This window comes from Clostridium sp. CAG:221, assembly GCA_000435835.1.
GTDB lineage: Bacteria > Bacillota > Clostridia > Clostridiales > Clostridiaceae > Clostridium.
This window is the reverse complement of record FR883429.1, coordinates 92,376-108,129: the sequence shown is the minus strand read 5'-3', so window position 1 is coordinate 108,129 and position 15,754 is coordinate 92,376. Positions and strand designations below refer to the sequence as shown.

Annotated in this window: 13 protein-coding genes; 12 read left to right on the top strand and 1 reads right to left on the bottom strand. The window is 31.5% G+C overall.

Annotated features, from left to right (window positions below):
* Nucleotides 1–486 precede the first annotated feature (486 nt).
* From ltrA to Q5O44_RS14895, 3 genes are all read left to right on the top strand, one after another.
* Entirely contained in the window at nt 487–2,361 is a 1,875-nt protein-coding gene (gene ltrA, locus Q5O44_RS14905) for a group II intron reverse transcriptase/maturase (RefSeq protein WP_022169250.1), read from the top strand.
* 90 nt (nt 2,362–2,451) lie between these two features.
* Nucleotides 2,452–3,996 carry a single-stranded-DNA-specific exonuclease RecJ gene (gene recJ / locus Q5O44_RS14900; RefSeq protein WP_022169249.1) on the top strand — a complete coding sequence of 515 codons (1,545 nt, stop codon included), beginning with the start codon at nt 2,452–2,454 and terminating at the stop codon, nt 3,994–3,996.
* 159 nt (nt 3,997–4,155) lie between these two features.
* Nucleotides 4,156–5,403, top strand: a complete 1,248-nt coding sequence (locus tag Q5O44_RS14895; protein ID WP_022169248.1) for an NlpC/P60 family protein — start codon at nt 4,156–4,158, stop codon at nt 5,401–5,403.
* A 63-nt stretch (nt 5,404–5,466) separates the two neighbouring features.
* Here Q5O44_RS14895 and Q5O44_RS14890 read toward each other — a convergent pair whose 3' ends face one another.
* Nucleotides 5,467–5,667: an alpha/beta-type small acid-soluble spore protein gene (locus Q5O44_RS14890; RefSeq protein ID WP_022169247.1), complete on the bottom strand. Its 201-nt coding sequence runs from the start codon at nt 5,665–5,667 to the stop codon at nt 5,467–5,469.
* 144 nt (nt 5,668–5,811) lie between these two features.
* On the opposite strand from Q5O44_RS14890, the gene Q5O44_RS14885 reads away from it, so the two are divergent.
* The 9 genes from Q5O44_RS14885 (at nt 5,812) to Q5O44_RS14845 (ending at nt 15,686) form a co-directional block, all read left to right on the top strand.
* On the top strand, nt 5,812–6,885 hold the full coding sequence (locus Q5O44_RS14885; RefSeq protein WP_022169246.1) for an undecaprenyldiphospho-muramoylpentapeptide beta-N-acetylglucosaminyltransferase: 1,074 nt from the start codon (nt 5,812–5,814) through the stop codon (nt 6,883–6,885).
* 100 nt (nt 6,886–6,985) lie between these two features.
* On the top strand, nt 6,986–7,429 hold the full coding sequence (locus Q5O44_RS14880) for a flavodoxin domain-containing protein (RefSeq protein ID WP_022169245.1): 444 nt from the start codon (nt 6,986–6,988) through the stop codon (nt 7,427–7,429).
* Nucleotides 7,430–7,527: 98 nt separating this feature from the next.
* Entirely contained in the window at nt 7,528–11,052 is a 3,525-nt protein-coding gene (gene nifJ, locus Q5O44_RS14875; protein ID WP_022169244.1) for a pyruvate:ferredoxin (flavodoxin) oxidoreductase, read from the top strand.
* Between the two features lie 151 nt (nt 11,053–11,203).
* Nucleotides 11,204–11,482: a four helix bundle protein gene (locus tag Q5O44_RS14870; protein WP_022169243.1), complete on the top strand. Its 279-nt coding sequence runs from the start codon at nt 11,204–11,206 to the stop codon at nt 11,480–11,482.
* 116 nt (nt 11,483–11,598) lie between these two features.
* On the top strand, nt 11,599–11,928 hold the full coding sequence (locus Q5O44_RS14865) for a DUF1292 domain-containing protein (RefSeq protein ID WP_022169242.1): 330 nt from the start codon (nt 11,599–11,601) through the stop codon (nt 11,926–11,928).
* 148 nt (nt 11,929–12,076) lie between these two features.
* Nucleotides 12,077–12,898 carry a PHP domain-containing protein gene (locus Q5O44_RS14860; RefSeq protein WP_022169241.1) on the top strand — a complete coding sequence of 274 codons (822 nt, stop codon included), beginning with the start codon at nt 12,077–12,079 and terminating at the stop codon, nt 12,896–12,898.
* 19 nt (nt 12,899–12,917) lie between these two features.
* Nucleotides 12,918–14,111, top strand: a complete 1,194-nt coding sequence (locus Q5O44_RS14855; protein WP_022169240.1) for a pyridoxal phosphate-dependent aminotransferase — start codon at nt 12,918–12,920, stop codon at nt 14,109–14,111.
* Nucleotides 14,112–14,171: 60 nt separating this feature from the next.
* The gene (locus Q5O44_RS14850; protein ID WP_022169239.1) at nt 14,172–14,810 is read left to right on the top strand and encodes an HAD-IB family hydrolase; all 639 of its coding nucleotides are present in this window, start codon (nt 14,172–14,174) and stop codon (nt 14,808–14,810) included.
* A 186-nt stretch (nt 14,811–14,996) separates the two neighbouring features.
* Complete coding sequence (locus Q5O44_RS14845) at nt 14,997–15,686, top strand: flagellar assembly protein A (RefSeq protein ID WP_022169238.1); 690 nt, start codon at nt 14,997–14,999, stop codon at nt 15,684–15,686.
* Nucleotides 15,687–15,754: the final 68 nt, after the last annotated feature.

Genomic DNA, 15,754 nt, shown 5'->3' with positions numbered 1-15,754 from the left:
TATGATGAGAATGGTGGGGTAAGGCCTACTGACGAACTCTCGAATGTACGGGACTATACGTAGACCTTATGGAAACATAAGGGGCTCCAAGAGGAGTGAACATGAGGTAAAGTAAAAATCTGACGTTATGAAATACCTTACGGTGTTAAAGGCACCGTCCAGTGTTCAGGACCATAGAGAGCATCTAAGGGCAGATAGAATGGATAACTCAAACGGAACGTCGGAAGTTTGGTACGTGGAGATTTTAGCTAATCAAAGAAGCGGTCGAAATATAAATAAGATTCTTTAGTATTTCACTAAAGTTGATTTAGTAAATTCGTTTAATCAAATGAAAGTGATGCCATGGTACCAGTGAAACAGTGATAATAAGCTGCGGAGGGACGGGTATCAGTCAATATTTGGAAATTGTTTAAGTAATATAGTTAATAATAGGTTCTAATGTGAATAAGAGAATCAAATCCAAAGTATAGTTAATCTTTGGAGGTGATGACTATAACCAATAAAGTGTTAAAAGTAACAAAAATTCGAAATACGGAATACTACGATATGACGTATGTATTTGATGATTTATATGCCAAAAGTTTGAAGAACCAAAAGTTCACGAACCTTCTAGAAATAATACAAATGGAGGAAAATATCAAGCTTGCTTATAGGAATATGAGGAAGAATAGTGGTGATAGGACTCCTGGTATAGATAATTTAACGATTAATCATATCAACTCTATTTGCGAGGATGAATTTCTAAGAATAGTGAAATCTAAGATGAGAAATTATCATCCTAAACGCGTAAGAAGAGTTGAAATACCAAAAGTAAATGGGGAGATGAGACCTCTGGGTATCCCAACAATATGGGACAGGATTATTCAACAGTGTTTCCTACAGGTTTTAGAACCAATATGTGAAGCGAAATTCTTTGAGAGAAGTAATGGATTCAGGCCAAATAGGTCTGTAGAAAACGCCATTGCACAAAGCTACAAAATGATGCAGATGTATAAATTGCATTATGTAGTAGATGTAGACATCAAAGGGTTCTTTGATAACGTTAATCATGGAAAATTGTTAAAGCAACTATGGACAATTGGTATTAGAGATAAAAGAGTAATAGCTATGATATCAAAAATGCTAAAAGCCGAAGTTGTTATGCCAGACAAGAGTATTGTAAAAAGTGAGAAAGGTATACCACAAGGAGGAATTCTTTCACCATTATTAGCAAATGTGGTTTTGAATGAATTGGACTGGTGGGTGGCGAGCCAATGGGAGAGGTTCCCTGCGAGAAATTTTGTAGAAAAACCAAGATCAGATGGTAAAGGCACTAACCTATCGAGTAAATACAGAATGTTACAGTGGAGTACACTCAAACCATGTTATATCATTAGATACGCCGATGATTTCAAAATCTTTTGCTTAAACTATGAGGACGCAAGGAAAATATTCTTTGCAACAAAAGATTTCCTAAAAAAGAGATTGAACTTGGAAATAAGTGAGGATAAGTCAAAAATCACGAATCTAAGAAAAGAATACTCTGAATTTTTGGGATTTAAAATGAAAGTGTATCAAAAAGGCGACAAATGGAAAGTTAAATCTCATATGTGTGACAAAGCCTATGATAGAACAAGGAAAGAGCTAAAAAAAGCCATGGATGTTATCAAAGATACAGAAGGTTCAGCCAATACTGGCAGAGCAATCAGTATATATAATGCGAAAGTTATTGGTATACATCAATATTTTCAACTGGTAACTATGATTTCAGAAGATGTTTCAAAAATATCGTATGAAATTCAACACAAATGTAAATCTCGCAAATTAGAAAGAAGAATTGAACAAACTGGCAGAACAAAGCAAGGATATATTGAGAAAATATATGGAGCCAGTAAACAGCTAAGGTATATAAATGAAGTTGCTATAGCGCCTATTGGATACTGCAAACATAAAAATCCAATGTATAAGAAAAAGAAAGTTAACAAGTATACGCCTGAAGGAAGGGAACTGATATACAAAAATATATCAGTGAGTCAGACAGCAATACAATACATGCTTAACAATCCTATTGAAAACAGGAGTATTGAATACAATGATAACCGTATTTCATTATATGTAGGACAACAAGGTAAATGTGCTGTAACAGGAAATGTATTAGATTTTTACAACATGCACTGTCATCATAAAATTCCAAGAAAAATGGGAGGAACGGATGAGTATAATAACCTTGTTATAGTTGAAAGAGAGGTACATACTCTGATACATGTAGTTGATGAAGAAGTTATAGCGAAGTTATTAGGAAAACTTAGTCTGGATAAAAAGAAACTTGCAAAACTAAACACGCTGAGAACTAAGAGCGGAAACAAAGCTATAAATTGGTAAAACTATATTTTCTATAAAATAATAACTTAATTTTGATGGAACGCCGTGTGAGCGGGAAACTCTCATGCACGGTGTGAATCGGGGGAAAAGATGGAGATAGTATCAAAGTCTTACCTATCGATATACGGCGTTATAAGTACTTATATTCTAAATAAGGCATTGACTAGATGTAATGCTAATGTAAGTTTTCATATACCAGATAGAATAAAAGAAGGTTATGGAATAAATGAAAGTATAATTAGAAAAGCTGCCGAGGATAATGTAGATATAATTATTACTTGTGATAATGGAATATCTGCTATAGATCAAATACGTTTAGCTAAAGAATTAGGCTTAAAGGTTATAGTAACAGATCATCATGATATTCCTTTTATAGAAAAAGAGGATGGTAGTAGGGAATATATAATTCCTAAGGGAGATTGTGTAGTTAATCCTAAGAGAAAAGATTGCAACTATCCATTTAAAAGCTTATGTGGAGCTGGGGTTGCTTTTAAGTTTATTGAAGAACTTTATAGGGAATTTAATATACCAGAAAGTGAAGCTATTGAATTACTACAATATGTTGCTATAGCTGTTGTTTGTGATGTAGTGGATTTGGTAGATGAAAATAGAATAATGCTTAAAAAAGGATTGGAACTTATTAATAATACAAACAACATTGGCTTAAGGGCATTGTTTAAGGCAACTGGTTTAGAAGGAAAAACTATTAATGTTTATTCCTTAGGCTTTGTTATAGGACCTAGCATTAATGCTTCTGGAAGATTGGAGCAAGCCATATGGGCATTGAAATTATTAATGGAAGAAAATAAAGAGTTGGCAGAAGAATTAGCTGACAAGCTTCATGAATTAAATAAAGATAGACAAGAACTAACAAAGGAAGGTTTGGAAAAAGCCATTGAAATAATTGAGAGCAACAATATGGATAAAGATAAAGTTTTGGTGGTATATCTAGAAGATGTTCATGAAAGTATAGCAGGGATAATTGCAGGAAGGATTAGGGAAAGATATAATCTACCAGCTATTGTGCTTACAAAGGCACATGATGGAGCTAAGGGATCAGGGCGTTCCATAGAAGAATATAATATGTATGAAGAATTAATAAAATGTAAAGATATTCTAGGAAAGTTCGGTGGCCATCCTATGGCAGCAGGAATGTCTATTCCTAGGGAAAATATAGATGAGTTTAGAAAAAGGCTTAATGAACTTACAGTGTTAACTGATGAAGATGTAATTCCTAAGGTATCCATTGATATGGCGCTTAAATTAAGTGAGATAAATTATGGACTTATTGATGAAATATCTATGCTAGAACCTTATGGTAAAGGAAATTCCAAGCCAAATTTTGCAGTGAAAAATTTAATTGTCAGAGGAGCTAGGATATTAGGTAAAGATAAAAATGTTTTAAAATTAAATTTAACAGATGGCAGTATGTTTATTGATGGAATATATTTTGGCAATATTGAAGTTTTCGAGGAAGAAGTTAAAAATAACTATGGTGAAATGGAATATATGAAGCTTTTAGATGGTAATGCAAGAACTATAAAAATGGATTTTGTTTACTATCCAGAAATTAATGAATATATGGGCAATAAAAAGGTTCAGATGGTGATAAATAATTTTAGAGTATCGCAATAATTATAAAAATGAATAAAATATAAATTGTGTTAATATAAAGTCTAGACATAATAATAAAAACTAAGTAAAATAGTATTTGATTAAAAAGGGATATGTTCATTAGAGGGAGCATATCCCTTTTGTAATTCATAGTACAAAAGAAAAAATTAGGGGATGGATATGAATAACAAGAAAATAATTTCATTTTTATTGGCTGTTGGAGTAGTGGTATCTTCTTTTTCAAGTGTTACTTTTGCTGATGTTGAAGAAGATGTTATTAATGCTCAAGCTAAATATGAAGAATATCAAAAAAGTATAGATAAAATGACTGAAGAGGTAGTGAAATTTAATAGTGAAATAGAGCAATGTTTAAGAACTATTGAAGATGCAGAAAGTGAGTTATCTACTCTAAATTTACAAATTGAAAATAATGAATTAAGAATTAAAGGTTTAGAAGAGCAAATAAAAGAACGAGAAAAAATTAAAGACAAGCGTCTAAGAGAATATCAAAAAAATGGTGGTAATATTAATTATGCTACGCTAATTTTTCAAGCTGAAGATGTTATAGATTTGTTAGATAAGATGTATGTAACTACAAAGCTTATTAGAATGGATAGAGAAATAGCTGATAGTATTAATGAAGATAAGGAAGAAATAAATAATATACTTGAGCAACAAGAATTAAATAAGCAGACAATTAAAAAGTTATTAGTAATGCTTGAAGATGAGAGAGCAGTATTAGAAGAAAAGAAAAAAGAGCAAGAAGAGTTATTAACAGAACTGAAAGAGGAACAGAAAAAGTTCAGTGTGGAAGTTTTAGAAGTGGCAGAAATGGCACTATTAAAAGTTCAGGAAGATGTAATAAAGGATTCTAAAAGTTCTATTAGTAGCTTAAGAGGTGCAGTTAGTCAATTGAAGGCTGTAAAAGACAATCAATTAACTATGGAAGGCCCTAAAAAGAAAGCAGATTCACTAATAAATGAGGCAAATGAAAGAATTAATTATTTAGAAGCAGAACGTATTGCTCAGGAAGAGGCATTTAAAAATCAAAACCCAGATTATTGGTTTGAAAAAGGTGAGGGAGAGGTAACGGGACAGGATATTGTTAATTATGCATATAATTTCTTAGGTCGTCCATATGTGTGGGGAGCAGTTGGACCTGATACTTTTGATTGTTCAGGATTTACAAGTTATGTATATAGACATTGTGCAGGTATAGAAATAACAAGAACTACATACACTCAAATTAATGTAGGAGTTCCAGTTTCATATAATAATATGCAACCAGGTGACTTGGTATTTACTTATAACAATGAACATGTTGGAATTTATGTGGGAAGTGGAATGTACATTAATGCTACATATCCAGGTTCAACTATAAGAGTTACACCTGTTACTAACTTCTATGCAGCTAGAAGAATATTATAAAAGTAGAGGAGCTATTATTTAAAATAGCTCCTTTTTTTTATAAATCAAAGGATTTGTGAAATTTTATTTTAAGCCTTGTTCGTATTGTTCTACCATACGTTTAACCATTTCTCCGCCAACGCTACCACATTGCTTAGAAGTTAAATCGCCATTGTAATCACTAAATGGTACTCCCATTTCGCTAGATACTTGGTTTTTAAATTTTTCTAATCCGCCTCTTGCTTCAGGTACTAATGTTTGTGACTTTGAATTTGAGTTTGACATTAATTATTCATCTCCTTTTCCTTTGACAGTAATATCTTGCCCCAATATTAAAACTCTATTTTATTTAATTCAAGGAAATGGTGGAAAAAAAATATTGAAGTGGTAAAATGGTAATGAAATAAATAATTATAGGGGTGCAATATAATGAGTAAATATAAGATAATAATGACTGGTGGAGGCACAGCAGGACATGTTACTCCAAATTTAGCTTTAGCTCCAAAGCTTAGAGAAAAGGGTTTTGAAATAAAATACATAGGCAGTTACAATGGTATAGAAAAAGAAATAATAACTGATGCAGCCATAGAATATTATCCTATTTCTTCAGGAAAATTAAGAAGATATTTTGATGTTAAAAATTTTACAGATCCTTTTAAAGTTATGAAAGGTATTTGCCAGGCATTAAGTATATTATCTAAGGAAAAACCAGATGTAGTATTTTCAAAAGGTGGCTTTGTGGCTGTACCAGTAGTCATGGCAGCTTCAATTAAGAAAATACCAGTAATAGCTCATGAATCTGATTTAACACCAGGTCTTGCTAATAAGTTAGCAGCACCATTTTGTAATAAATTATGTGTAACATTTAGAGAAAGCTTAAAATATATAAATGAAGGTAAGGGAGTGCTTACAGGAACACCTATTAGGGAAGAAATACTACAAGGAAGCAGAATTAAAGGTAAGGAAATCTGTGGGTTTAAAGATGAAAAGGAAATATTATTAGTAATAGGTGGAAGCTTAGGTGCAAAAAGCATAAATGATGAAGTAAGAAAAAATTTAACAAATATCTTAAAGGAGTTTAATGTTATTCATATATGTGGAAAAGGAAACTTAGATGCTAGTTTAGAAGGAACTTTAGGTTATAAGCAATATGAATATGTTAAGGAAGAGCTACCACATATGCTTAAAGCGTGTGATTATGTTATCTCTAGAGCGGGAGCTAATGGAATATTTGAGCTTCTAGCACTTAAAAAGCCTACATTATTAATTCCGTTATCAAAGAAGGTAAGTAGAGGAGATCAAATTTTAAATGCTGCTTCTTTTGAAAAAGAAGGTTATTCTTTAGTATTAGATGAAGATGAAATGATGGAAAAAGATTTATTAATGAATAAGCTAGAAGAATTAAAGAGTAAGAAAAGTGAATTAATAATGAATATGGAAAAAAGTACTGCAAAAAATGGAGTAGATGCAATAATAGATATAATAATGAAAAGTATTTGTTAAAAAATAGAAAATAAGGAAAAGGTATCTTGAAAATTATTTGTGGTGATATATAATAAAGATAGAGCGACAAATAATTAACAATCTTTGATGAGGTGCTATTATGAGTAAAGTTTCAATTATTTATTGGAGTAATGGTGGAAATGTAGAAAAGTTAGCTAATTCCATAGCGGAAGGCGTTAAGATGAGCAATGTAGAAGTTGATATAAAACATGTAAATGACTCATCTGTAGATGAAGTACTAGAAGCTGGAGCAGTCGCTTTAGGAAGTCCAGCAATGGTAGAGGATGATATTGAAAGGATTGATATGAAGCCATTTATAAATAAACTAAGTAAGCTTAATATAAAAAATAAGCCCGTAGTATTATTTGGATCTTGTGGATGGAGAGATGATAAATTTATACACAAATGGTCGTCTGTTATGAAGGAAGCAGGATTTGATGTAATTGGTAAATTGGCAATAAAAGAATCACTTACGAAAGAGGAAATTAAGTTTGCTGAAGATTTAGGTAGCACTTTAGCTAATAAGGTTAATCAGTCTTGCTAAAAAGCAAGGGTATTAATATATACTTAAGGAGGAAGATATTCATAAAAGAATATCTTCCATCAATTTTATAGAAAAGTTAAAGGGGAGAATGGGATATTATGAGAAAGATGAAAACTATGGATGGTAATACTGCAGCTGCACATATATCATATATGTTTACAGAAGTTACTGCAATCTATCCAATAACACCATCATCACCAATGGCAGAACATGTTGATGAATGGGTTGCACAAGGAAGAAAAAATATTTTTGGAAGACCAGTTAAAGTAATGGAAATGCAATCAGAAGCAGGGGCAGCTGGAGCAGTTCATGGTTCATTACAAGCAGGTGCATATACTACAACTTATACTGCATCTCAAGGTTTACTATTAATGATACCAAATATGTATAAAATAGCAGGTGAAAGATTACCAGGTGTTTTCCATGTATCTGCTAGAGCATTAGCTACATCATCATTAAATATATTCGGAGATCATCAAGATGTTATGGCTGCAAGACAAACAGGTTTTGCTATGCTTGCTGAAGGATCAGTACAAGAAGTCATGGATTTAGCAGCAGTTGCACATTTAACTGCTATAAAGACAAGAATGCCATTCTTAAACTTCTTTGATGGATTTAGAACATCACATGAAATTCAAAAAATTGAAGTTTTAGATCAGGAAGAATTAGCACCATTAGTTGATATGGAAGCTGTGGAAAGCTTTAGAAAGACAGCAATGAATCCAGATCATCCAGTTACAAGAGGTACAGCACAAAACCCTGATATCTACTTCCAAACTAGAGAAGCAGTAAATAAATATTATGATGATATTCCAGCTGTAGTAGAAGACTACATGGCTGAAATCACTAAATTAACAGGAAGAGAATATCATTGTTTCGATTACTATGGAGCAAAAGATGCTGATAGAGTAATTGTTGCAATGGGATCAGTGATAGATGTTGCTGAAGAAACTGTTGATTATTTAAATTCTAAAGGAGAAAAGGTTGGTTTAGTTAAAGTAAGACTTTACAGACCATTCTCAATAGAAAGATTATTAAATACTATTCCAGATACAGTTAAGAAAATTGCTGTATTAGATAAGACTAAGGAACCAGGATCAATTGGAGAACCTTTATACTTAGATGTTGTAAGAGCATTCTATGGAAAAGAAAATGCTCCAATGATAGTTGGAGGAAGATTTGGTTTAGGTTCTAAAGACCCAAATCCATCTCATATAGCAGCAGTTTATGCAAACTTAAATGCTGATGAACCTAAAAATGGATTCACTATTGGAATAGTAGATGATGTTACAAATACATCATTGGTAGCTACAGATGACATTGATGCTACACCAGAAGGAACAAAAGCATGTAAGTTCTGGGGATTAGGATCTGACGGTACTGTAGGTGCTAATAAGAGTGCTATTAAGATAATAGGTGACCATACAGATATGTATGCTCAAGGTTATTTCTCATATGACTCTAAAAAATCAGGTGGTATTACAGTATCTCACTTAAGATTCGGTAAGAAGCCAATTAAATCACCATATTTAATCAATAAGGCTGATTTTGTAGCATGTCATAATCAATCTTATGTATATAAATATGATGTATTAGAAGGATTAAAGAAGAACGGAAGCTTCTTATTAAATACTATTTGGACTCCAGAAGAAGTGGAAGAAAAATTACCAGCTTCTATGAAGAAATTCATTGCTGAAAATAATATTTCCTTCTACACTTTAAATGCAGTTAAGATTGCACAAGAAATTGGTCTTGGTGGAAGAATTAACATGATAATGCAAGCTGCTTTCTTTAAGATAGCAGATATAATTCCTGTAGAAGATGCAATTAAATACTTAAAACAAGCAGTTGTAACTTCTTATGGTAAGAAAGGTGAAAAAGTTGTAAACATGAATAATGCTGCTATAGATGCAGGTGTACAAGCTATAGTTAAGATAGATGTACCAGCTTCATGGGCTACAGCTACTTCAAATGATGAAGCAGCAGCTACAACTGACCTTCCAGAATTTATTAAAGAAATAGTTGAACCAATGAATAGACAACAAGGTGATACTATTCCAGTTTCAACATTCATTAAAAATGGAATGGAAGATGGTACTTTCATGGCAGGTACTGCTGCATATGAAAAGAGAGGAATAGCTATTAATGTTCCAGAATGGCAAGAAGATAAATGTATTCAATGTAATCAATGTGCATTTGTTTGTCCTCATGCTGCAATTAGACCTTTCTTATTAACTGAAGAAGAAAAGGCTAATGCACCAGAAAGTATGAAGATGGTTGCTGCTAAAGCATTAAAGAGTGAAACACCATATATTTATTCATTAGGAGTATCTCCTCTTGATTGTACAGGATGCGGAAACTGTGCTGAAGTATGTCCAGCTCCAGGAAAAGCATTAGTAATGAAACCACAAGATTCTGAACATGATCAAATAGAAGCTTGGGATTATGCAGTATCAAAGGTTAAAAATAAGAAGAATCCAATGAACAAGAATACAGTTAAGGGAAGTCAATTTGAACAACCATTACTTGAGTTCTCAGGTTCATGTGCAGGTTGTGGAGAAACTCCATATGCTAAACTTATAACTCAATTATTTGGTGATAGAATGATGGTAGCTAACGCTACAGGATGTTCTTCAATTTGGGGTGGTTCTGCTCCAGCAACACCATACACTGTAAATCAAGAAGGACATGGACCAGCATGGGCTAACTCTTTATTTGAAGATAATGCTGAATATGGTTTAGGTATGTTCTTAGGTGTTGAAGCAATAAGAAACAGAATTGCTGAAAATGTTAAAAATGCTTTAGAAGAAGAAATATCTGAAGATGTAAAGGAAGTATTAAGTGCATGGCTTGAAGGCATGAATAATTCTGAGGGAACTAGAGAAAGAGCAAAGGATATGGTTGCTGCCTTAGAAGGATGCGATGCTCCAATAGCACAAGAAATATTAAAAGACAAAGAATACTTCGTTAAGAGATCTCAATGGATCTTTGGAGGAGACGGTTGGGCTTATGATATCGGATACGGTGGAGTTGACCATGTTTTAGCTTCAGGAGAAAATGTAAATGTATTTGTATTCGATACAGAAGTTTATTCCAATACAGGTGGACAATCTTCAAAAGCTACTCCAACTGCTGCAATAGCTAAGTTTGCTGCATCAGGAAAGAGAACTAAGAAGAAAGATTTAGGTATGATGGCAATGAGCTATGGTTATGTATATGTAGCTCAAATCTGTATGGGTGCTGATAAGAATCAAACACTTAAAGCCATTGCAGAAGCTGAAAGCTATGATGGACCATCATTAATAATAGCTTATGCTCCATGTATTAACCATGGTATTAAAGCTGGTATGACAAATTCACAAGCAGAAGCTAAGAAAGCTGTTGACTGTGGATATTGGTCATTATACAGATATAACCCAACATTAAAAGCTGAAGGAAAGAATCCATTTACCTTAGATTCTAAAGAACCTAAGGGTGACTTTAAAGAATTCTTAATGGGTGAAGTAAGATATGCATCTCTTGCTAAAGCATTCCCAGAAGTGGCTGATCAATTATTTGAAAAGACACATGCTGATGCTATTGAAAGATTAAACAACTACAAGAGACTTGCAAATCAAGAATAGTAAAAAAGAGACCAAACGGTCTCTTTTTTGTTAAGGGAATTATGGACTAAAGTCATAATTCGGTTAAGTTATTGCAAGCAATAGTGAAAAGTTTATTTATTAAGAGTTTATAAAAGAGGATATATGTCAATGCTTTTAATGAGGGGATAAAGTGAATAAAAGCATTATATATGTAAAATGCGAAAATTTCTCAGTGCTAATTATAGAAATCTATAAATTGTTAATAGATAAGAAAGAATTTGTTATGTCAAAACAATTACTAAAAAGTTCAACATCTATAGGTGCTAATGTTGCTGAAAGTAGATTTGCACAAAGTAAGAAAGACTTTATTTCAAAAATGCATATTGCTTTAAAGGAGGCTAATGAAAGTGAATACTGGATTAAGTTACTTTGGAAAGGTGAATACATAGATGAGGGCATATATTACTAATATAATGAGTTTTTTTATTAATAGAAAATTTTTCTTAAATATAATTAGATTTTACTTTTAATTTTTAATAATTGGGGGTACAATGATAAAGACTACTAATATTAGGAGGAAGAAAAATGAGCGAAAAAGAATTAGATAAATGTGGATGTGGAGATAACTGTGGATGTGGAGATAACCACGGACATGATGCATGTGGATGTGGATGTGGAGAACACGAACATGAACACTTTGTAATAGATTTAGAAGACGATAATGGAAATATAATTTCATGTCCAATCGTTGATGCTTTTGAATATGAAGAAGCTGAATATGTTTTAGCTCAAAATCCAGAAGATAACTCAGTATACTTATTTAAATCATCAGAAAATGGTGAATTAACAGTACCAGAAGAAGCTGAATTTGATAAAGTTTCTAAGTACTACGAAGAAGTATTAGCAGATCAATAATTTAAAGTACCCTTAATGGGTACTTTTTCATATTAATACATTTACTTTTTTATACCAGAATGATATATTTTAACTATAATTAATTGAAAATATAAGTTATCTTATAATATATAAAGATTACTTTAACGAAAGAAAAAAGGTGTATAAAATGAAGTATGCAGATTTACATATTCATTCAAGTTATTCTGATGGTGCATATACTCCTGAAGAAATAATAGATATTGCCAAGAAAAATGGAGTTAAATATATATCTATAACTGATCATGATTCTATTGGTGGCCAATATATTAATGGCAAAGAGGTAGAAGATATTGATATTATTTCTGGAATTGAGCTCAGTGCTGAATATAATGAGATGGAACTACATATTTTGGGGTATTGTATTGATGTAAATAATGAACGGTTAAGAGAAAGTGTTAAGATGCTCAATGATAAAAGGTTAGATAGAGTGCAAAAAATAATAACTAACTTAAGAGAATATGATATACAGTTAGGAATTGATGAACTGTATAAAAATAATAACGAAACTTTGGGTCGAAGTCATATAGCCAATGCTATGGTTGAAAAGGGGTATTTTTCCAATTACAAGCAAGCGTTTCAAAGTTTTTTAATCAAGGGAAAGCCTGGTTATGAAAGAGGTTTTAGATTGTCATATAAAGAAGCTATCGATATAATAAAAAGTGCCGGTGGTGTGGCTGTTCTTGCTCATCCAGGGCAGATTTATAAACGTATGGAAGTGGAAAAAATCTTAAAAGAATTAAAGTGCTTTGGGCTTAGTGGAGTTGAAGTTTACCATCCTAGTCATGATAAGAGGGATAGTAATGAATTTTACAATTTAGCAAAAAAGTATAAACTAGCAATTACTGGAGGAAGTGATTTTCATGGTGGAAGCACGTATAAGGAGAATAATATAGGTAGTTGCGGTCTAGATGAAATAATGCTAGATAAGTTTATGAAAAGTTTTAAGTAGTGTATATGGGGGATTGACAATGAATTTATCAAAAAAAGCAAATAGTATTTCACCATCAATAACTTTGGAGATTACTGGGAAAGCAAATGAACTTAAAGCACAAGGTGTTAATGTAATGAGTTTTGCTGCAGGAGAACCAGATTTTAATACTCCAAAGAATATAATAGAAGCAGCAATTAAAGCAATGGATGATGGATATACAAAGTATACAAAGACATCAGGAATAGTTGAACTTAGAAAAGCTATATGTAAAAAATTGCATCAGGAAAATAATCTTAATTATAGCGAGGAGCAAATTGTTGTTTCTACAGGGGCAAAGCAATGCTTAGCTAATACTTTTTTAGCTATTTTGAATAAGGGAGACGAAGTTATTTTACAAAATCCTTGCTGGGTAAGTTATACTGAGTTAATTAAATTAGCAGATGGAGTACCAGTAATAGTTAATTGTGATGAAAATGATGGATATAAGCTTTCAGCAAAGAATATTGAAAAAGCAGTAACAAGTAAAACAAAAGCAATATTATTAAACTCTCCCCATAATCCAACGGGAATTGTTTATAACAAAAATGAACTTGAAGAAATAGCACAAATAGCTAAAAAGTATAATCTTATAATCATCTCAGATGAAATTTATGAGAAGTTGATATATGATGGGGAAGAACATGTAAGTATAGCAAGTTTATCAGAAGATGCATATGAAAGAACAATTGTAATTAATGGTTTATCAAAAACTTATGCTATGACAGGGTGGAGAGTAGGTTATACGGCGTCATCTGCTAAATTAGCTAAGATAATGAGTAGTGTGCAAAGCCATATGACTTCTAATGTGTGTTCAATATCACAATATGCGGCATTAGAGGCTTTAACTGGACCACAAGATAGTATTAATATGATGAAAAATGCTTTTGAAGAAAGAAGAAATTTTATGATGAAGAAGCTAGAAGAAATAGATGAAGTGAGCTTTATCAAGCCTCAAGGAGCTTTTTATATTATGGTTAATATAACGTACTTTATTGGTAAGAGTATCAATGGTGTTAAGATAAATAATTCTATTGAATTTGCAAAAATGTTATTAGAAGAAGAAAAAGTAGCTGTAATTCCTGGAGCAGCTTTTGGTTTAGAAAATTTTATAAGATTATCTTATGCTACATCTATGGAAGTTATCGAAGAAGGATTGGATAGAATTAAATCTTTTTTAGGCAAGCTTAAATAAAAAAACTGCGGATTTTTAACCGTGGTTTTTTCTAATGTACATTAGAGAAAGGTAGAAGAAATGGAGAAATTAGCTTTATTTGATGTGGATTATACCATAACAAAAAAAGAAACGTTAATGGAGTTTTATAAATATATAGTAAGTAGAGATATAAAAAATATTAAATTTTTACCTAGAGCATTATATTCAGGTGCCATGTATGGTGTTGGAATATATGATGAGAAAAGGGTTAAGGAGTCGTTTTTAAAGTTTATTGAAAATATAGAAGAAAAGGAATTAGCTATTTTAACAAAGGAATTTTATCATGATAGATTAAGCAAAATTTTATATAAAGATGCTGTAGATATGATAAAAAAGTTAAAAAATGAAGGATATATGGTAATTTTGATTTCAGCATCACCGGAATTTTATATCAAGGAATTTTACGCAATAGATGAAGTGGATTTAATCATTGGTACAAGATTTAAATTTGAAAATGGTAAATTCATAAGAAGTATGGATGGTAATAATTGCAAAGGTCAGGAAAAGGTTCGTAGATTGAAAGCAGTATTGAAAGAAAAGAATATAGAAGCTGACTTTAAAAATTCTTATATGTTTTCTGATTCTTTATCGGATAAGCCACTGTTAGATCTTGTAGGGAACCCGTATTTAATAAATTATAAAAAGAAACATGAAATAGAAATATTAAAGTGGAAATAAAACAATAAATATGAATAGTGAAAATAAGGTATATCAATGAAAGTTGATATGCCTTATTTTTTTAATAAAAATCATTTAAATGGCATTAAAAAAATAATTAAATTTATATAAATATAATTTTATTTTAATTTATATTATGATATAATTTAAATAATAATGGGGTGAAATGATAAAAAGTGGAGGAAGATGGCGAAAAATGGAAAAATAAAAGTAGTTTTAGGTAAAATTATAGTTATTAATCCAGTTGGCGAAGGAAAATATCCAACTATAACTCCATCAAGTAAGGGAATGTTGACTATAAATGGTAAAGAGATTTATGAAACTACTAAGGTAAATGAAAGTGATGAAATAGAGTTTTTATCTAATGATAAGCTTTCTAAAAATATTAAAGTAGATATTTCAAAAGATAAAATGGAAGCTTATATTTCCTTTGAATATAAGAATGCAGTTAAAATAAATATAAAAGATAGCAATCCTGTGGAAAATTTGGTTATTGATGTATATGAAGAAGAGATGGATTGCAGAGGTCTTTTAAGTAAAGAGGAAATAGAGCAACTACTTAAAGAAGCAAATGTGATATATGGAGTAAAAGAGGAAGCTATTGAAGAAATAACCAAAGCTCAGAATGGTGGAAGAGTTTTGGTGGCAGAAGGACTTAAGCCTATAGATGCTATAGATGAAAAGATAGAATTTGTTTTTAATAAAGAAGATGTCAGTATTGGTGAATATGAAAAGATTGATTATAAAAATATAAATAAAATTAATGGTGTTGAAGCTACTGCTATTATAGGTAAGGTTATAAAGGGAGAAGACAGTAAGTTTGGCATAAACGTTTTTGGGCAAGAAGTAAAACCTAAAAAAATAAAAGAAAAATAATAAGATGCGGTAATGGTTGTAATATTTTAGACGATAATATAATTGCAGAAATTAGTGGACAAGTATCT

Bases quoted from the DNA above. Each gene is read 5' to 3' on its own strand.
- ltrA (WP_022169250.1), top strand. From the start codon at position 487: ATGACTATAACCAATAAAGTGTTAAAAGTAACAAAAATTCGAAATACG.
- recJ (WP_022169249.1), top strand. From the start codon at position 2,452: ATGGAGATAGTATCAAAGTCTTACCTATCGATATACGGCGTTATAAGT.
- Q5O44_RS14895 (WP_022169248.1), top strand. From the start codon at position 4,156: ATGAATAACAAGAAAATAATTTCATTTTTATTGGCTGTTGGAGTAGTG.
- Q5O44_RS14890 (WP_022169247.1), bottom strand. From the start codon at position 5,667: ATGTCAAACTCAAATTCAAAGTCACAAACATTAGTACCTGAAGCAAGA.
- Q5O44_RS14885 (WP_022169246.1), top strand. From the start codon at position 5,812: ATGAGTAAATATAAGATAATAATGACTGGTGGAGGCACAGCAGGACAT.
- Q5O44_RS14880 (WP_022169245.1), top strand. From the start codon at position 6,986: ATGAGTAAAGTTTCAATTATTTATTGGAGTAATGGTGGAAATGTAGAA.
- nifJ (WP_022169244.1), top strand. From the start codon at position 7,528: ATGAGAAAGATGAAAACTATGGATGGTAATACTGCAGCTGCACATATA.
- Q5O44_RS14865 (WP_022169242.1), top strand. From the start codon at position 11,599: ATGAGCGAAAAAGAATTAGATAAATGTGGATGTGGAGATAACTGTGGA.
- Q5O44_RS14860 (WP_022169241.1), top strand. From the start codon at position 12,077: ATGAAGTATGCAGATTTACATATTCATTCAAGTTATTCTGATGGTGCA.
- Q5O44_RS14855 (WP_022169240.1), top strand. From the start codon at position 12,918: ATGAATTTATCAAAAAAAGCAAATAGTATTTCACCATCAATAACTTTG.
- Q5O44_RS14850 (WP_022169239.1), top strand. From the start codon at position 14,172: ATGGAGAAATTAGCTTTATTTGATGTGGATTATACCATAACAAAAAAA.
- Q5O44_RS14845 (WP_022169238.1), top strand. From the start codon at position 14,997: ATGGCGAAAAATGGAAAAATAAAAGTAGTTTTAGGTAAAATTATAGTT.